The 17,852-nt window shown below is 60.9% G+C and carries 16 protein-coding genes and 2 pseudogenes; 13 read left to right on the top strand and 5 right to left on the bottom strand.

The genetic code is table 11. The annotated features are described in order from the left end of the window. The first annotated feature begins 8 nt into the window (after nucleotides 1–8). The 6 genes from PH551_RS27750 (at nucleotide 9) to PH551_RS27725 (ending at nucleotide 7,287) form a co-directional block, all read left to right on the top strand. Nucleotides 9–1,142 (top strand): Gfo/Idh/MocA family protein, encoded by a 1,134-nt coding sequence (locus PH551_RS27750; protein ID WP_285195887.1) that lies wholly within the window; start codon nucleotides 9–11, stop codon nucleotides 1,140–1,142. A 298-nt stretch (nucleotides 1,143–1,440) separates the two neighbouring features. Further along, complete coding sequence (mgrA, locus tag PH551_RS27745; RefSeq protein ID WP_285195886.1) at nucleotides 1,441–2,472, top strand: L-glyceraldehyde 3-phosphate reductase; 1,032 nt, start codon at nucleotides 1,441–1,443, stop codon at nucleotides 2,470–2,472. A 113-nt stretch (nucleotides 2,473–2,585) separates the two neighbouring features. Continuing rightward, complete coding sequence (locus PH551_RS27740) at nucleotides 2,586–4,199, top strand: glycoside hydrolase family 43 protein (RefSeq protein ID WP_285195885.1); 1,614 nt, start codon at nucleotides 2,586–2,588, stop codon at nucleotides 4,197–4,199. A 557-nt stretch (nucleotides 4,200–4,756) separates the two neighbouring features. Beyond that, nucleotides 4,757–5,683 carry an ABC transporter ATP-binding protein gene (locus tag PH551_RS27735; RefSeq protein WP_085778446.1) on the top strand — a complete coding sequence of 309 codons (927 nt, stop codon included), beginning with the start codon at nucleotides 4,757–4,759 and terminating at the stop codon, nucleotides 5,681–5,683. After that, nucleotides 5,680–6,441 (top strand): ABC transporter permease, encoded by a 762-nt coding sequence (locus PH551_RS27730; protein ID WP_285195884.1) that lies wholly within the window; start codon nucleotides 5,680–5,682, stop codon nucleotides 6,439–6,441. The genes PH551_RS27735 and PH551_RS27730 overlap by 4 nt, the downstream gene beginning before the upstream one ends. A 117-nt stretch (nucleotides 6,442–6,558) precedes the next feature. After that, nucleotides 6,559–7,287 (top strand): SDR family oxidoreductase, encoded by a 729-nt coding sequence (locus tag PH551_RS27725; RefSeq protein ID WP_285195883.1) that lies wholly within the window; start codon nucleotides 6,559–6,561, stop codon nucleotides 7,285–7,287. On the opposite strand, the gene PH551_RS27720 is transcribed toward PH551_RS27725, so the two are convergent. Continuing rightward, nucleotides 7,250–8,173, bottom strand: a complete 924-nt coding sequence (locus PH551_RS27720) for a LysR family transcriptional regulator (protein WP_285195882.1) — start codon at nucleotides 8,171–8,173, stop codon at nucleotides 7,250–7,252. The genes PH551_RS27725 and PH551_RS27720 overlap by 38 nt on opposite strands. A gap of 467 nt (nucleotides 8,174–8,640) precedes the next feature. Here PH551_RS27720 and PH551_RS27715 point away from each other — a divergent pair. Next, nucleotides 8,641–9,922: pseudogene (locus PH551_RS27715) on the top strand (MFS transporter). A gap of 14 nt (nucleotides 9,923–9,936) precedes the next feature. Here PH551_RS27715 and PH551_RS27710 read toward each other — a convergent pair. From PH551_RS27710 to PH551_RS27700, 3 genes are read right to left on the bottom strand one after another with little or no spacing between them, the layout of a single operon-like run. Then, nucleotides 9,937–10,632, bottom strand: a complete 696-nt coding sequence (locus PH551_RS27710; protein WP_285195881.1) for a TIGR02281 family clan AA aspartic protease — start codon at nucleotides 10,630–10,632, stop codon at nucleotides 9,937–9,939. After that, nucleotides 10,629–10,844, bottom strand: coding sequence for a DUF1289 domain-containing protein (locus PH551_RS27705; protein ID WP_285195880.1), 216 nt, complete (start codon nucleotides 10,842–10,844; stop codon nucleotides 10,629–10,631). Before PH551_RS27705 ends, PH551_RS27710 begins: the two co-directional genes overlap by 4 nt. Nucleotides 10,845–10,862: 18 nt before the next feature. Continuing rightward, on the bottom strand, nucleotides 10,863–11,645 hold the full coding sequence (locus tag PH551_RS27700; protein WP_097599951.1) for an adenosylcobinamide-GDP ribazoletransferase: 783 nt from the start codon (nucleotides 11,643–11,645) through the stop codon (nucleotides 10,863–10,865). Between the two features lie 136 nt (nucleotides 11,646–11,781). Between PH551_RS27700 and cobT the strand changes: the two genes are divergently transcribed. Both cobT and PH551_RS27690 read left to right on the top strand, forming a co-directional pair. Further along, entirely contained in the window at nucleotides 11,782–12,798 is a 1,017-nt protein-coding gene (gene cobT, locus PH551_RS27695; RefSeq protein ID WP_285195879.1) for a nicotinate-nucleotide--dimethylbenzimidazole phosphoribosyltransferase, read from the top strand. Between the two features lie 134 nt (nucleotides 12,799–12,932). Continuing rightward, nucleotides 12,933–13,321 (top strand): annotated as a pseudogene (locus PH551_RS27690) (diacylglycerol kinase). A 15-nt stretch (nucleotides 13,322–13,336) separates the two neighbouring features. Here the strand turns inward: PH551_RS27690 and PH551_RS27685 are convergent. Continuing rightward, nucleotides 13,337–14,872, bottom strand: a complete 1,536-nt coding sequence (locus PH551_RS27685; protein WP_183704324.1) for a sensor histidine kinase — start codon at nucleotides 14,870–14,872, stop codon at nucleotides 13,337–13,339. Between the two features lie 106 nt (nucleotides 14,873–14,978). Here PH551_RS27685 and PH551_RS27680 point away from each other — a divergent pair, with 106 nt between their 5' ends. The 4 genes from PH551_RS27680 to PH551_RS27665 form a co-directional block, all read left to right on the top strand. Further along, nucleotides 14,979–15,536, top strand: a complete 558-nt coding sequence (locus PH551_RS27680) for a thermonuclease family protein (protein WP_285195878.1) — start codon at nucleotides 14,979–14,981, stop codon at nucleotides 15,534–15,536. Nucleotides 15,537–15,540: 4 nt separating this feature from the next. Continuing rightward, nucleotides 15,541–16,173 carry a uracil-DNA glycosylase family protein gene (locus PH551_RS27675; protein WP_285195877.1) on the top strand — a complete coding sequence of 211 codons (633 nt, stop codon included), beginning with the start codon at nucleotides 15,541–15,543 and terminating at the stop codon, nucleotides 16,171–16,173. Between the two features lie 69 nt (nucleotides 16,174–16,242). Beyond that, nucleotides 16,243–16,731 carry an Lrp/AsnC family transcriptional regulator gene (locus PH551_RS27670; protein ID WP_097599945.1) on the top strand — a complete coding sequence of 163 codons (489 nt, stop codon included), beginning with the start codon at nucleotides 16,243–16,245 and terminating at the stop codon, nucleotides 16,729–16,731. 682 nt (nucleotides 16,732–17,413) lie between these two features. Then, nucleotides 17,414–17,852 (top strand): porin (locus PH551_RS27665; RefSeq protein ID WP_285195876.1); only part of this gene is annotated, 439 nt, incomplete at its 3' end.

The following is a 17,852-nucleotide window of genomic DNA, read 5'->3' as shown; positions in this document are numbered from 1 at the left end:
GGTACATCATGACCAGGGAACTTGGCGTCGGCATCATCGGATGCGGCAACATCTCCACCACCTACTTCTCGCTGGCACCGCTCTTCAAGGGGCTGAAGGTGCTGGCCTGCGCCGATATCAATATTCAGGCTGCCGAGGCGCGCGCCAAGGAATACGACGTCAAAGCGCAGACGATCGACGAACTGCTCGCCAATGACGAGATTGACGTCGTCGTCAACCTGACGATTCCGGATGCGCATTTTCCGGTATCGAAGGCGATCCTCGAGGCCGGCAAACACGTCTATTCGGAAAAGCCGCTGGTGCTTTCGCTCGAGCAGGGCGAGGAGCTTCGCCGCATCGCCAAGGCGAAGAATCTAGCCATCGGCTGCGCGCCGGACACTTTCCTCGGCGGCGCCCACCAGCTTGCCCGCAAGTTCATCGATGACGGCGGCATCGGCCGGGTTACTTCGGGCGCCTGCTATGTCATGAGCCCCGGCATGGAGATGTGGCATCCGAACCCTGATTTCTTCTTCCTGCCGGGCGGCGGTCCGATCCTCGATCTCGGCCCCTATTACATTGCCAATCTGATCAACCTGATCGGCCCTGTGAAGCGCGTCGGCGCGATGACCTCGATGGCATCGGAAACCCGCACGATCACCAGCCAGCCGCGCTATGGTGAGATCATCCCGGTGAAGACGCCGACAACGATCCAGGCGCTGCTTGAATTCGTCAGCGGCGCCACCGTGACGCTGTCGGCGAGCTGGGATGTGTGGTCGCACCGCCATGCCAATATGGAGCTCTACGGCACCGACGGCTCGCTTTACGTGCCGGACCCGAACTTTTTCGGCGGCACCGTCGAAGCCAGCGGCCGCGACAAGGACATCAAACCGCTGGAAAACTGGGATCATCCCTTTGGCAAGATCAACCAGGAAAACCCGAACGGGGCGCGCGCTAACTATCGCACGGCCGGCCTTGCCGATATGGCGATGGCGCTGATCGAGGGACGCGACGCGCGCTGCTCGCTCGACCGCACGCTGCACGGGGTCGACGTCATGACTTCGATCCTGAAATCGGGCGAGGAGGGCCGTTTCATCGAGCTCACGACGACCTGCACGCAGCCGGCCGCGCTTGGTATCGAAGAGGCGCAGGCGCTGTTGAGGTAGAGCGCGTGCGCCTTGGCGCTTGCCGGATCGGCGCGGTTGTCTCAATAATCCGGCGGGGCATATGCCGCTGTGATCGGTTCGTTTCATGGCTGCCCCGCACCCTAACCCTCTTCCCGCATGCGGGGAGAGGGTACTGGCCAAACGAGTGCTTGAGAAAGTGGAAACGGTGCGGCATGTCCCTTCGCCCCGCTTGCGGGGAGAAAGGTGCCGGCGGGCGGATGAGGGGCAGATGTCGGGCGTTCTCTTTGGGCCGAGGCTGTCGCATGACAATTAATGATATCGCACGAAGGAAAATCCCATGAGCTGGCAACCGGCCGCAGACCGTTATTCGAAGATGAAATATAACCGCACAGGCCGTTCCGGCCTGAAGCTGCCGGCCGTCTCCCTCGGCCTCTGGCACAATTTCGGCGGCGATACGCCGCATGACCGCAAGATCGATATGTGCCGCACGGCCTTCGACCTCGGCATCACCCATTTTGACCTCGCCAACAATTATGGGCCGCCTCCTGGAAGCGCGGAGACCGCTTTCGGCGAGATACTGCGCACCGAATTTTCCGGGCTTCGCGACGAGCTGATTATCTCCTCGAAGGCCGGCTACGATATGTGGCCGGGTCCCTACGGCGAGTGGGGCAGCCGCAAGTACCTGATCGCTTCCTGCGACCAGAGCCTGAAGCGCATGGGCCTTGATTATGTCGATATCTTCTATTCGCATCGCTTCGATCCGGAGACGCCGCTCGAGGAAACCTGCGGCGCGCTCGATCATATCGTCCGCTCCGGCCGGGCGCTCTATGTCGGCATCTCCTCCTACAATTCGCAGCGCACCCGCGAAGCCGCCGCGATCCTCAAGAGCCTCGGCACGCCCTGCCTGATCCACCAGCCGAGCTATTCGATGCTCAACCGCTGGGTCGAGGATGACAAGCTGCTCAATACGCTCGATGACGTCGGCATGGGTTCGATCGTATTCTCGCCGCTCGCCCAGGGCATGCTGACGACCAAATATCTCGCCGGCATTCCCGACGACAGCCGAGCGGCGCAGAATCATTTCCTCAAGCGCGATTTCATCCGTCCCTCGATCATCGACAATATCAGGAAGCTGAACGAGATCGCCGAACGGCGCGGCCAGACGCTGGCGCAGATGGCGATTTCCTGGGTGCTGCGCGGCGGACGCGTGACTTCGGCGCTAATTGGCGCCAGCCGCTCCTCGCAGATCGTCGATTGCGTCAAGGCGCTGGATAATATCGAGTTCTCGGCTGAGGAACTGAAGGAGATTGATGTCTATGCCAAGGAGGCCGATATCAATCTCTGGGCGAAGTCAGCGGAGCGGGACTAAGAGAGAGATGGGAGTGCTGCTTGCTCCCTCTTCCCCCCGCTGGGGAGAAGGGGAAGGCGAGATAGCCACGCCAATCTGACGTACGTACCACATTTTATTTCGGAGGAGCCGCCATGATCCGCAATCCCATCCTGCCCGGGTTCAATCCGGATCCGTCGATCTGCCGTGTCGGCGACGATTATTACATCGCCACCTCGACTTTCGAATGGTATCCGGGTGTGCAGATTCATCATTCGCGAGACCTGGTGAACTGGACTCTGGTGCGCCGGCCGCTGGAGCGCGCCTCGCAGCTCGACATGCGCGGAAATCCCGATAGCTGCGGCATCTGGGCCCCGTGCCTTTCCTATGCCGACGGGCAGTTCTGGCTGGTCTATACCGACGTTAAGCGTTTCGACGGCAATTTCAAGGATGCGCATAATTACATCGTGACCTCTCCCTCGATCGAGGGAGAATGGTCCGAGCCGGTCTATGTAAATTCTTCCGGCTTCGATCCCTCGCTCTTCCACGACGATGACGGCCGCAAATGGTTCGTCAACATGCAGTGGAACCACCGTACCGAAAGCTTCGGTGGCTCGCCGAAATCGCCGGCCTTCGACGGCATCCTGCTGCAGGAATGGGATCCGGAGGCGAAGGTGCTGAAAGGCCCGATCCGCAACATCTTCGCCGGGAGCCCGCTCGGCCTCGTCGAAGGCCCGCATCTCTTCAAAAAGAACGGCTGGTATTACCTGACGACCGCCGAGGGCGGCACAGGCTATGACCACGCCGTCACCATGGCGCGTTCGCGCCTCATCGACGGGCCCTATGAGATGCATCCAAACATGCATCTGATCACCTCGAAGGATCATCCGGGTGCGGTGCTGCAGCGGGCAGGGCACGGCCAATATGTCGAGACGCCCAATGGTCAGGCCTATCACACTCATCTCAGCGGCCGGCCGCTGCCGCCGAAACGGCGATGCACGCTGGGGCGCGAAACGTCCCTGCAGAAATGCGTCTGGCGCGACGACGATTGGCTCTATTTGGAAAACGGCACCTCAGTGCCCGATGTCGATGTGCCGGCTCCCTTCGGTGCTGTGCCGGTGGAGAAGCCGATGCGCAGCGAGTACAGTTTCGATGGAGGCAAGCTGCCGGCTGATTTCCAGTGGCTGCGCACGCCCGAGCCCGGGCGCATCTTCAGCCTGACGGATCGACCCGGCCATCTCAGGCTGATCGGACGCGAGAGCATCGGCTCCTGGTTCGAGCAGTCGCTGGTCGCGCGCCGGCAGGAGCATCATAGTTTCCGCGCTGAGACTGTGATCGAATTTTCGCCCGACACCTATCAGCAGGTTGCGGGGCTGACGCAGTACTACAATCGCCATAAGTTCCACGCGATTGCCGTGACGCTGCACGAAACGCTCGGCCGCTGCGTGACGATCCTCTCCTGCAATGGCGACTATCCGAACGGTCGCCTGAGCTTTCCCGCTGAAAGCGGTGTAGCGATCCCGGCCGAGGGCCGTGTCCAGCTTGCGATGGAAATCCGCGAGAATGACCTGCAATTCTTCTGGCAGACGGAAGGCAAGGGCGCCTGGCAGCCGATCGGCCCTGTCCTCGACGCCGGCGTGATTTCCGACGAGGGCGGACGCGGCGAGCACGGCTCCTTCACAGGCGCCTTTGCCGGCGTGTTCGCCTTCGATACGTCGGGGCGAGGGAAGACGGCGGATTTCGATTGGTTCAATTATGATGAATTGTGAGGGTTAGCATCTACTGCCTCCCGACCGCCCTCGTGCTTCGAGGCTTCGGGTTTTGGCCGACGCCTCGAAGCACGAGGGCGGCCACCTGCTGCAACGACACATCAAAAAGAAAAGCCGGCGCAGAGGCCGGCTGAGACGAACGCGGCTGCACAGGGATACTGGCCGGTTCCAAACGCTTGGTGACTGAACAATAACTTTCATTACATGCCGAGGCAGCGGAAAAGGGCGCAACGAGAACGCCGGTAAGACGGCTCCGCAAAGGAATGGGCGGCGGGGCGGATGCCGGTGCTTGCCTCGGCTCTCTTATCAAGCATGAATATCACCGGATGATGACATCCGGAGCGGACCGATGCCTTTCTTTCAGGGAGAATTGCCGGCGGGCGACGGCAATCGGAAGCCGGCTATCGCCGGCTTGTCGCCGATGGATGATCGGCTTCACGAAGGCGAGGGTGTTGGCGAGGCGTGAATTCAGTGTTCATGTTCCCGAAGGATGTCAAAGCGTCACAGAGTGACTATATAGCGGGCCGAAATACTTCGAGCATCTGCAAGAGTCCTGCATGACCCCCATTATTTCCGTTCAGAACCTGACGAAGACTTATGCCAACGGGTTCGAGGCCCTGAAGGGCATCAACCTCGATGTCGAGAAGGGCGAGATCCTGGCTCTGCTCGGGCCAAACGGCGCCGGCAAGACGACCCTGATCTCGATCATCTGCGGCATCGCCAATCCGAGCGGCGGTCGCGTGCTGGTGGCCGGCCAGGATGTCGTAAAGGATTTCCGCGCGACCCGCTCGATGATCGGGCTGGTGCCGCAGGAGTTGACGACCGACCAGTTCGAGACGGTGTTCAACACGGTGAGCTTTTCGCGCGGGCTGCATGGCAAGAAGGCCAATCCAGCGCATATTGAGAAGGTGCTGCGGGCGCTCTCGCTTTGGGACAAGAAGGACAATACGCTGCGTCAGCTCTCCGGCGGCATGAAACGACGGGTGCTGATCGCCAAGGCGCTTTCCCACGAGCCGGATATTCTTTTCCTTGACGAGCCGACCGCTGGCGTCGACGTGACTCTGCGCAAGGACATGTGGCATGTCGTCGAAGAACTCCGGGCTTCGGGCGTCACCATCATACTGACTACCCATTATATCGAAGAGGCCGAGGAAATCGCCGACCGTGTCGGCGTCATCAATGGCGGCGAGCTGCTGCTCGTCGAGGAAAAGGCGGCGTTGATGGCCAAGCTCGGCCGCAAGCAGCTCATCCTCGATTTGGCGGAACCGCTAAGCCGGCTGCCAGACTGCTTTGCAGGCAATGGCCTCACTCTCGAAGCCGACGGAAGCCGCCTGACTTATGATTTCGACGCCGATAACGAGCAGGATAGCATCGCGACGCTGCTAACCCGGCTCGGCGAGAACAATATCCATTTCAAGGATCTCTCGACGCGGCAGAGTTCGCTCGAAGATATCTTCGTAGCGCTGGTGGGAGCGGGCAAATGAACTTCGAAGCGGTCAAATCGATCTACTTCTTCGAGATGGCGCGCACGCGCCGCACGCTGCTGCAGAGCGTCATCTCGCCGGTCATCTCGACCTCACTTTATTTCATCGTCTTCGGAGCGGCAGTCGGTTCGCGTATTCAGGAAGTGGAGGGTGTATCCTACGGTGCTTTCATCACGCCGGGCCTCATCATGCTGACGCTGCTCGGCCAGTGTATCAGCAACGGCTCCTTCGGGATCTACTTCCCGAAGTTCACCGGCACGATCTATGAGGTGCTGTCGGCGCCGGTGGCGATGACGGAGATACTGCTCGGTTATGTCGGGGCGGCGGCCACCAAGGGCCTGATTATCGGGGTCATCATTCTCTTGACCGCCAATCTCTTCGTCGATGTCAGGATCCAACATCCCTTCATGATGATCCTGTTCTTCCTGCTGACCGCGATCACTTTCAGCCTGTTCGGCTTTATGATCGGTATCTGGGCCGGGAATTTCGAGCAGCTGAACCTCATTCCCATGCTTGTGGTGCCGCCGCTGACCTTTCTCGGCGGCAGTTTCTATTCCGTCAGCATGCTGCCGCCATTCTGGCAGGCGGTCAGCCACTTCAACCCGGTGCTCTACCTCGTCAGCGGCTTCCGCTGGAGTTTTTACGGGATCGCCGATGTCAACCCGGCGATCAGCTTGGCGATGATCACCATGTTCCTGGCAATCTGCCTGGGAACGCTCGGCTGGATCTTCAAGACGGGGTATCGGCTGCGCAACTGACCGCTTGAACGTCGATGATCGGAGAAGCCGATAGTGCTATCGGCTTCTTCCGTTTTTCTTTCGCGTCCGGCGGAGGCATCTGCTGTCTCATTCCAATGAAGTGGCGAGACAGCTGTTATGAGCATCGAAGGTCAGAAGGTGATAATTGTCGGCGGCAGTTCGGGCATGGGGCTGGCACTTGCCGGGCGTCTGCTCGAGGAGGGGGCGTCGGTGACGATTGCCGGGCGCGGTCAGGAGAAGCTTGCGACAGCTTGCCGTCATCTCGGCGACCACCCGAAACTCCGAACCCATGTCATCGATATAGGCCGGGAGGAGGAGGTCGCGGCGCTGTTCCGGGAGTGCGGACCGGTCGATCATATCGTCAGCACGGCGGCGGAAATCGAAGGAGCCTATCAGCTGCTGTCGTCGCTCGAGCTGGCGGCGGCAGAAAAGGTGGTCCAGAGCAAGTTATACGGGCCGCTGCTGCTGGCGAAATATGGCGCCTCCCGACTGCCGTCGTCAGGTTCGATCACTTACACTTCAGGTATTGCGGCCTATCGGCCGCTCGCGCGCGGATCGATGGTCGCGGCCGTCAATGCGGCACTCGAAGGCTTGGTCAGGGCGCTTGCCGTTGAACTGGCGCCCATCCGCGTCAACGCGGTCTCGCCGGGCTGGGTTGACACGCCGATCTGGAGCTTCGTTGCCGGTGATGCCAAGCAGGCGAGGCTGGATGCGATGTCGCAGCGCCTGCCGGTTGGGCGGGTTGGGCAGCCCGAGGATATAGCCGATGCGATCCGTTTCCTGATCGGCAACGGTTTCACCACGGGCATTACCCTGCATGTCGAAGGCGGGCATCGGCTGGTCTGACTGGCGAAAGATTTTCGCTGGCCGATTGCAGAAGGAAAGCGATGTGCGGCGGCTGGACGCGCCGACGTCGCCACATCATCACCAGCGAGGTAGCAAGTGGTCGGCCGGGCCATGGCAGTTCGACGAGATCGCCGCGCGCAATGGACGGCCCCACCGCAAGACTTGGGACCAGGCCGTAGCCGGCGCCTGATGCCACGAGACGGATGATTGTTGCGATGCTGTCCGCCTCCGTGGCGACGGCCGGCGGAGCAAAACCCGCTTCGGCAAAGGCGGTATCGAGCAGGTGGCGATAGACGCAGCCGGCCGCGGTTGCGATGAACGGGGCGGTGTGCAGGGCTGCGAGGCTTTCCGGCGGCGAGATTTGCGAGCTGCCGGCGGCAATCAGCACCAGCGGCTCGCTGGCGACGCGGCGTGTCACAAAGCGCTCGTCCTGCTGGCCGCGATCGAACGTGAAGACGACATCAACCGAGCCATGCTGCAATTTCGCATGCAATTCGCCACTGCCACCGACCTTGAGTTTGAGACCGAGATCGGGATTTTGCCTGCGGAGGAGGGAGAGCCAGGGCGCCAGCCTTTCAGCGGCAATCGTTTCGAGCGTGCCCAGGGTGATAGAGGATCCGGAAATGCCGGCGGCAACACGGACGGCGGTCTGCGCCTCATCGCTCAGCGCCAGTATCTCTTCCGCATAGGTCTTCAGTGTCATGCCTGCCGGTGTGGGAGCGACGCCCTGCCGGGAGCGGAGGAAGAGTTCAACGCCCATCTCCTCTTCGAGTGCCTGGATTTGATCACTGAGGCTCGACTGAGCGAGGTTGACCTCGGCAGCGGCGCGCGTGAGGTTTCCGTGCCGGATGACGGCCAGGAAAGTCTTCAGTTGTCGTGGGGTCATGTCAGGCTCCGCCATTTGCGCGAATGCAGGATATCAACAAAGGCGATCCAGCCGCAATGCGGGGGCTGTCAGGCACTTCTGACGAGCAGGGCGCAACAGATGAAAAGGGTGCCGGCTGCGAGCCGCGCCATGTTCAGCTCGGAGGCTTCGCCGAGAAAGACTGCGCCTATCGCTAGGGTCACCAGCACGTTGCAGCGCTCAGATCGGGGCGAGTTTCGAGAGCGGCATTTTCTGCGAGCATTGAAACCGCACGTTGACGAGATGGAAATTTCTGTCTAGCTGTACGGTCATGAAGATCGCAATGGTTCTTGTCATGGTGATAGGGCGCATGGGCAGGATGGTGTAACTATCCGGCGATCAGCCCCATGCGCGGTAAATCAAGCTCCTGACGGGGCTTTTTTTGTGCTCTCAATTTGCGCTGCGCCTCGTCGGATTCCCACAATCTCCCTGACACCATGGACAAGACCATGTCACGCGACAATTCTGCGCAGACTTCCGGCAACCGCCTGACCGAGAAGGCGGCGGCGACTTCGACTGCGGCGCCCCGACGTACGATCCTTCTCCTGCTGACGGCGCTCTCGGTGTTGCCGGTCAATATATATCTGCCGGCGCTGCCAAATATCGCCGCCACGTTCCAGGCCGATTTCGCGATCGTCAATCTTTCCATTGCGGGCTACGCGATCATCAATGCCCTTACGGAAATCGTCGCCGGCGCGATGTCGGATCGTTATGGGCGCCGGCCGGTCGCGCTGATCGCCGTTTCCATTTTCATTGTCGCGTCGATCGGCTGCGCGCTGGCGCCCAATATCGGCATCTTCCTGTTGTTTCGCGTGATGCAGGCGTCGATCGCCGCCTGCTTCTGCGTCGCTCTCGTTGCCATCAAGGAGACGGCGGGCGAACGCGGGGCCACCAACAGGATCGGCTACGCCGCCATGGGATGGGCTATCGCGCCGATGCTCGGCCCGAGCGTCGGCGGCATTCTCGACGAAGCGTTCGGATGGCGGGCGATCTTCATCGCTCTTGCGCTGATAGGCGCAGCCATCCTCGCCGTTTCCATGCGCGAGATGAAGGAAACAGCCGGACCCGCGTCGAGATCAACAGGCAATTACCTTGCTTCCTACAGGCAGATTCTCGGTTCGGCGCGGTTCTGGGCCTATACGCTGTGCATGGCCTGCTCCACCGGCACTCTCTATATCTTCCTCGGAGGCGCTTCCTTGGCAGTCAGTTCCTCACTCGGTGGGTCGAGCGCGAAACTGGGCTTCTTCATGGGAATGGTTCCCGCGGGATTCATTCTGGGCAGTTATCTCGCTGCCCGATTGACGAGGAAATCGCTCAGCACCACGCTCGTCATTGCGCGTTTATCGACGTGCATGGGTCTGCTTTTGGGGCTGATCTTGTCGATCTCGGGCGTCACGCATGTCCTGGCATTTTTCGGACCCTGTATGTTCATCGGCATCGGCAATGGCTTGACCTTTCCGGCCGCCAATCTGGGCGTGATGTCGGTTCGCCCATCTCGCCGGCACCGCTGCAGGCCTTGCCGCAGCCATGTCGATCGCCGGCGCCGCGCTGATCGCTTCGATCGCCGGGCTGTTTCTCCGAGAGGCAGGAGCAGTGTCGACGCTGTTCGCGATGTTGCTGACATCGGCGTCACTTGCCTTGTCGGCAGCGTTTTTTGCAGCTTTTATCGACCGGCGACTTGCGGTCCGTATGCCCAATGGAGAGCCGGTCGAGAGCGGATCGGCGGCATGATTTGTTCTGTCGGATCAATCCCGCATGCGCAATTCGTTCGTCTGCATCTGCAAGGAGCCCAGCGTCTCCAGGAAGCTCATGCCGAGCAAGCTCTGGTCAAGCCGGCCGTCCTCGGCGACGCTGGCTGCAACATTGTTGCGGACGATCGGACCGATCGCCACCTGGTCGAGCGTAATGGGGGCCGCGCGGCTGCGGCCGTTGGCGGTCATGACCGTCATCGAGTAGGTAAGGCCCGTGAGATCGATGCCGATGCGTTCAGCATCCTCGTGTGAGAGCGCGACCATGCTGGAGCCGGTGTCGACGAGCATATCGACAGTCCGGCCATTCACATTGACGTCCGCTTCGAAATGGCCGTTCAACAGCTTGTGCAGGATGATTTCCGCGCCACCTTCGCTCGTTGTGACGACGACAGCGCGGCCGGGAATGAGACCAGCGAGCACCCGGTTGCCGACGCCGATCGCTTCCTGACGATAGAGATAGACGGTCACGAGCGCCAGGATGATGACCAACCAGATCATCATCTGGCGCATGGTTTCACCGACGCTGCGCGCCCAGATCCCGGCCGACAACATCAGTGCGATCGGCAGCAGGTAAACGAAGCGGCCGAACTCGTCACTTTGCAAGCCGAGAATGCGGCCGCTGTCGCCGTTGAGGATCAGCACGGCAAGGCCGATGCCGATCACGACGAGAATGACGGTGAATCGGATCATGAAGGCCGCCCCGGCCGCTCGGCGAGGCTTGTTTTCATCCGGCCCATCGTCGCGGCGGTTGCGAGCCTCGCCGGCAGTTGCGCCATGATCCCGCGCCTTTTGGCATCGGTATAGTTCATCCAGCCACCGATTTCCTGAAGAGTGCGGCCGCAACCGGCGCAAAAACCGGTGGTTGAAACCATGGAGCAGACGTGAATGCAGGGTGTTTGCATGGCTGATATATCGGAGTTTCAAAGAGTGGTGGCAAGGGCGCAAAGGGTGGCGATTTCGCAAATCTGCTGCGTCGCGCCCAGTGTGTCGCCGGTGTGGCCGGCAAGCTTGCGGCGGATGACGGCGGTGAAGGCGAATCCTGCGACACCGGTGGCGAGCAGGCTGGCGACGAGCGGCCGCAGGCCGAATGCCGGCCAGATCAGAAGTGCTGCGAGCAGACCGGCCGAGACGAGCGCAAAATGCATCGCCGCCTCATTCGGCTGGCCGGTCGAGGCGGCCACGCCATCGGCCTTTGCGGCCGGCAGCCGTTGCCAATGCCAGGCGATAGCGCCACGGCTGAGTGCTGCGACGGCGGCAACGGCAAGCGCTGCGGCGAGCGGTGAGGACTGGCGGACAATGGCGGCGAGTGCGGCCGCACGGATCGCGAAGGAGAGGATTAGCGCTATCGCGCCATAGGTGCCGATCCGGCTGTCCTTCATGATGATGAGGCTTTGTTCGCGGTTCTTGCCGCCGCCGATGCCGTCGGCCGTATCAGCCAAGCCATCTTCGTGCAGCGCGCCGGTGGCAAGAGCTTGGATCGAGAGCGCAAGCAGGGCCGCCATCAGGGGATCGGCGCGCAGGCCTGAAAGAAGGAGGAGGGCGAGCGCCGGGACAAAGCCGATGACAAGACCGGCGAGGGGAAAGGCGCGCACCAGGCGGCCGAGCCTTCCGTCATAGCCTTCGAACAGCGCTGGCGGCATCGGAAGGCGGCTAAGAAAGGCGACGGCGCGGGCGGTGTCGACCGCATAGTCCTTGATCTTCATTCTGTTTCGTTCTGCCGGAGGGCTACGGCGCTTTAGGTGTTGTTCGCTTCGCCCGCCGGCTTTAAGAGAGAGCCACCGCAAAGAAGCTGATTTGCGTCAAAAAAACAAGAATAGCCATTCATAGGAATACGCACCGATGAGCGTTTCAGGCCTGCCTTTCGACGATTTCCGTACCCTGCTCCGGGACCTGCCGGGGCCGGATGCCCGCGCGCTGGTGGCCGCACGCGAACGCGACGCGCAGCTGACCAAGCCGCCGGGCGCGCTCGGACGGCTCGAGGAGATTGCTTTCTGGCTTGCCGCCTGGACGGGCCGTCAACCGGCCGTCAACCGGCCGCTGGTGGCGATCTTCGCCGGCAATCACGGTGTCACCAGACAGGGCATCACACCCTTTCCGCCCGCGGTGACGCAGCAGATGGTCGAGAATTTTGCAGCCGGTGGAGCTGCGATCAACCAGATCTGTGTCGCTTATGATCTCGGGCTGAAAGTCTTCGATCTGGCGCTCGATTACCCCACGGGCGACATCACCGAGGAAGCCGCGCTTTCCGAGCGCGACTGCGCCGCAACCATGGCCTTCGGCATGGAGGCGATCGCCGGCGGCACCGACCTGCTCTGCATTGGCGAGATGGGCATCGGCAACACGACGATTGCAGCAGCGATCAACTATGCGCTCTACGGCGGATCGGCGCGCGACTGGGTAGGCCCCGGCACCGGCTCGGAAGGCGAGATGCTGGAGCGCAAGATTGCGGCGGTGGAAAAAGCGGTCGAGCTGCATAGCGACCATCTCGACGATCGCCTGGAGATCATGCGCCGGCTCGGCGGACGCGAGATTGCCGCAATGGCAGGCGCCATCCTGGCCGCCCGCATGGAGCGCATCCCGGTGCTGATCGACGGCTATGTCGCGACTGCCGCGGCGGCGATCCTGAAAGCCGCCAATCCCTCCGCGCTCGATCATTGCCTGATCGGCCATGTCTCCAGCGAGCCCGGCCATCTGCGCGCGGTCGAGATGCTTGGCAAGACGCCGCTTCTGGCGCTCGGTATGCGGCTCGGTGAGGGCACTGGTGCGGCGCTTGCCGCCGGCATCGTCAAGGCTGCTGCTGCCTGCCATTCCGGCATGGCGACCTTTGCCCAAGCGGGTGTGAGCAACAAACATTAAGGCCGCGGCCGGCGCAGCCGACCCACCGGGCTTTGCTTGCGCCGTCCGGGTGGATTCGCTATTGGCTGGTCAATAAGGGGAGATGGTACAGTTTTTCCCCGCTCCGTGGTGCAACGGGAAGAGGAGGGGGCGTCTTGACGAAGCCTGCGGTGACGAAAGAGACCGGGCTCGGCATTTCATCGCCGCCGCCAGCTATTCTTGGGCAGGCTTTCTGCGCGTGCTGAAAGAAGCGGCCTTCCGCCAGGAACTCGGCTTCTTCGTCATTTCAATGGCAGCGCTGGCGCTGGTAGGGGCGAGCATCGGCGAGATCGTCGTCGCGGCGCTGTTGTTTCTTGGGCTTTTTTCGATGGAAGCCATGAATACCGCCGTCGAAGAGGTGATCGATAGGATTTCGCCGGAGATTTCGATTGTCGGCAAACATGCCAAAGATCTCGGCTCCTTTGCGGTGACCTGCATGATCGCCGCCTGCTCTATTTATCTCGGCTTCGTCATCGCCAAGCACCTCTTCTTCGGCGCCGCGTGACATTCCCGAGCTGAATCAGGCAAAACTCTTGCGCTTACGCGCGACGGCCTGAGCCTCTTCGACGGCCGGCAGGCTCTGGAGCACGCGCTTGGCCGGCAGGATGGCGATAACCTCCGTGCCTTCACGCAGCTTCGATTTCAGCAGGAACTGTCCGTCATGCTTGGCAAGGATCGCCTGGACGATCGGCAGGCCGAGGCCGGTGCCCTGTTCGGCGCTCTTGATGGCGATCGAACCCTGGCCGAAGGCCGAGAGGACGACGGGAATCTCTTCTTCCGGAATGCCGGGGCCGTTGTCCTTGATCGAGATGTATTGTCCGCCGCCGGCCGTCCAGCCGACCTTGACGTGGATTTCACCTCCCTGCGGCGTGAATTTGACGGCATTGGAGAGGAGGTTGAGCACCACCTGGCGCATCGACTTCTCGTCCGCCCAGATAGCCGGCAGCTGCCGCTCGAATTGATCCGAAATGGCAATGTTCTTGGCGCGGGCGCGCAGCTGGACCATGCCGATGCAATCCTCGGTGATATCGAGCAGCGAGATCGCCTCCTCGCTCAGCTCGTATTTGCCGGCTTCGATGCGCGACAGGTCGAGGATCTCGTTGATGAGATCGAGCAGATGCTGGCCGGAGCGATGGATATCGCCGGCATATTCCTTGTAGGTCGGATTGGCGAGTGGTCCCATGACTTCGGCCGACATCACTTCGGAGAAGCCGAGAATGGCATTGAGCGGCGTCCTGAGTTCGTGAGACATCGAGGCAAGGAAGCGGGACTTGGCGAGGTTTGCCTCTTCGGCGCGGCGGCGCGCCTCATCAGACATCGATTTCGCCACTTCCAGCTCGGCGATCAGGTCGTCCTTCTCCGACTGGTAGGAGAGGATCCTGAGGTTCGATTTGAAGAGCCGGTCGCTGATGTAGTTGAAGAAGACGAGCGTGGTGGTGAAGAGCCCGGTCAGGCTGATTTCGAGGAGGTCGCGTGACAGGCCGCTCTTGGCGCCAAGCGCCAGGACCGTCGGCGCGAAGGCCACCAGCACGGCTGGCGTCAGCATGAAGTTCGACATCGCGGTGACGGAAAGCGCAATGAGCAATGTTGCGCCCTTGTAGAGAATGAAGCTCGACGGCTCGCAGGTGTCGCACCCCTGCAGCGCAAAGACGGCCCAGCAGCAGCCGACCAGGAATTGGCCGGCGAGCAGCAGGCGGCGCCATTTGCGGGCGCTCTCGGAGGTGATCTCCTGTCGGCGCGCGCGCCGGGCGAGCAGGATGTTGCCGGTGTGACAGGTGAGTGTCAGCAGCGCCCAGAAGAGCAATTGGGTATCTTGAGTGAAATAGACGCCGAGGGCGGTGATGATGACGACGAAGAGCGGCATGATCGTCGCGCCCTGCATCATCGACGCTATATACATCTTGAGTACGTCACGGTCGAAGGCGGAATTGGACGCATGACCGGACTGCAGGCGCTCGCGCGTCTGCCGCACAGCCTTGGAAACGGCCTTGTTGCGGTGGCTGCGCGACCTGTCGACGATAATCTTGTCGGTCGATGTGCTTACGCCGGTACTCATGTGCACGTTGAAACTTCACCCCTGGGTGGATAAGAGCTTAACCGGCAATTCTTAAGAAGATGTTTGCCATCTTTGCCAAGGATTTGTTTTTTAAGGAGGCGAAAGCGTGACACGTGGCCTGCGCCCGATTCGTGACGGCGTGACCGCTTTTGCCCTGCTGGTGCTCCTGGCGCTGATTGCCGCCAAGATCAACGACCGAGCAACAATCAAGCGTGCAGGCGCCTTTCATGCTGCTGATGGCGACAGTCTGACATTGGGCGGGGAGCGCTTCCGTCTCGAAGGCATTGACGCGCCGGAGCTCAACCAAAGCTGTGAACGGGCGGGAAAGGCCTGGGCTTGCGGGCGCGTGGCGCGGGAGGTGTTGCAGGAGATGGTTCTGGCATCGGAAACGCTTTGCCAGGGCGATCGGCGCGACCGCTACGACAGGCTGCTTGTCGTCTGCCGAAGCGGGACGGGCGGCGACATCAATGCCGGCATGGTGCGCCGAGGCATGGCCGTTTCCTATGGTGGCTACGGCAAGGAGGAGGCCGAGGCGAGGGGAGCGAAGGCGGGGCTGTGGGCCGGGACTTTCGAGCGGCCGCGCGATGTGCGCGATCATGCCCGTCACGAATCCGGTTACGGCGACGCGCTGCGCTTCCTCAGGCGGATCGTCGGATGGGAGTAAGGTGATGACAGATGAAGCCAAGCTGGAAACTCTGCGGCGGGAAATTGCCGCCTGTCGCGTCTGTCGCGACGCCCCGGCAAGCGGACCTCAGCACCGGCTGCCGCACGAGCCGCGGCCGGTGGCGGTGATCTCTTCGTGTGCACGCATCCTGATCGCGGGCCAGGCGCCCGGCCTTCGGGTGCATGAGAGCGGTCTGCCGTTTGACGATGCATCGGGCGACCGGCTGCGGTCATGGCTCGGCGTCGACAGAGCAAGCTTTTACGACCGCAGCCGATTCGCCATCGTGCCGATGGGCTTCTGCTTTCCTGGCTACGACGACAAGGGCGCGGACCTGCCGCCCCGCCGCGAATGCGCTCCGGTCTGGCGGCAAAGGGCGATCGCGGCAATGCCGCAGATCGAGCTGGTGCTGACCGTCGGCCAATATGCGCAGGCTTGGCATATGGCTGACGAGAGACGAGGCAATATGACGGAGACCGTGCGGGCTTGGCGTGACAGCCTCGTGTCCGGCCGGTCGCCGGCGGTGCTGCCGCTGCCGCATCCGAGCTGGCGCAACAGCGGCTGGCTGAGACGCAATTCCTGGTTCGAGCAAGAATTGCTTCCTGTGTTGCAGGAGCGGGTGAAAATGCTGCTTTCCTGAAACAAAATTCTTTTCCTCGCGCGGAATCGGGTTATACAAAGAAAATAATTCGAAAGGACTGACGTGCGCATGGACCGCCTCGACCGAAAAATACTGCGTCTGCTGCAAGAAGATTCGACCCTTGCCGTTGCTGACCTCGCCAAGAAGGTGGGGCTTTCGACGACGCCCTGCTGGCGACGCATTCAGAAAATGGAGGAAGATGGCGTCATCAGGCGTCGGGTCGCCATCCTCGATCCGGAGAAGGTCAACACCAAGGTCACGGTTTTCGTATCGATTCGCACGGCCACCCATTCGATCGAGTGGTTGCGCCGCTTTTCCGAGGTAGTCGCCGAATTCCCCGAAGTTGTCGAATTCTACCGGATGAGCGGTGATGTCGACTATCTCCTGCGAGTCGTCGTGCCCGATATCGCCGCCTACGACGCCTTTTATAAGCGGATGATCGCCAAGATCGAGATTCGCGACGTCTCCTCCGCCTTTGCGATGGAGCAGATCAAGTATTCGACGCAGCTTCCGCTCGACTACATGATTCTTGAGAACGCCAAATCCAACGAAGATTGAAGTCGCCAATAGGTTGCGACGGACCGCTGGCCGGCAGTCGCATATACCGCGTGGGGTTCGCCTCCGGGTCTCTGAGGCGATTCGCCCGCACGCAGGAATGCGGCGCCTGGAAGCGGCTTTCGAAGAATGTGGCTCTAGCGGCAAAAGTTAGCGGGAAAAATCGCGAAAAAAAGCTTCAGTTTCACCAAAATGCTAGAAAAATATATAGCCTGGTAACGATTGCACGGCTATGATGTGTGGCATCAATGAGCATCCTGTCATCATTTTGACTCGTTGGTGTCGAAATCAGAACACCATTTTCTACACCGCTACCTTGTATAGGTTCATTAGTTGGCGGTAGAGTTATGTGCTTCACCATTGTGTTCGGCGGGGTCGAACGATGGAGATTTGAGAATGCGGCATAGCGTTTGCGGCTTGCGATGGAGGTTTCCATTGCGGGGCCGTTTTGTGCGTTTGTCATCTAATTATTTGAATTGTTGTATAAAAATCACGTTGCTGGCGAAAGTTGCTCCAGTGAACCCCTCTCAGATATATCGAGAATTGCTTGAATGCGCCTTCTGTGTGATGACGGTTCGGCGGTTCGATCGATCCGCACGCCGAGATGGCTGTTCAAACTGGGCCGGCTTCAAATTGACTACCCGATGAGACGTCAGCCCCGATCGACAAAGGAATGGATTGGTAAATGAACATCAGAATGGTTTTGCTCGCATCAGCAGCAGCATTTGCTGCATCGACGCCGGTTCTTGCTGCTGACGCTATTGTTGCTGCTGAGCCGGAACCGGTTGAATATGTTCGCGTCTGCGACGCTTACGGCACCGGCTACTTCTACATCCCGGGCACCGAAACCTGCCTCAAGATCGAAGGCTACATCCGTTTCCAGGTTAACGTTGGCGAAGACGTCGGCGGCGACTCTGACTGGGATGCAGTCACCCGCGGTCAGGTTCAGTTCACCGCCAAGAGCGACACCGAATATGGTCCGCTGACCGGCGTCATCGTCATGCAGTTCAATGCTGACAATGCCACCGACCAGGAAGCCAAGCTCGACTCCGCTTACCTCGACGTCGCGGGCTTCCGCGCCGGTCTGTTCTACAGCTGGTGGGACGATGGTCTCTCGGGTGAAA

It is taken from the genome of Rhizobium atlanticum (assembly GCF_030182485.1).
In the GTDB taxonomy this organism is placed as follows: Bacteria; Pseudomonadota; Alphaproteobacteria; order Rhizobiales; family Rhizobiaceae; genus Rhizobium.
Note: the sequence above shows the minus strand (reverse complement) of the source record. Positions and strands in the feature narration are given on the sequence as shown.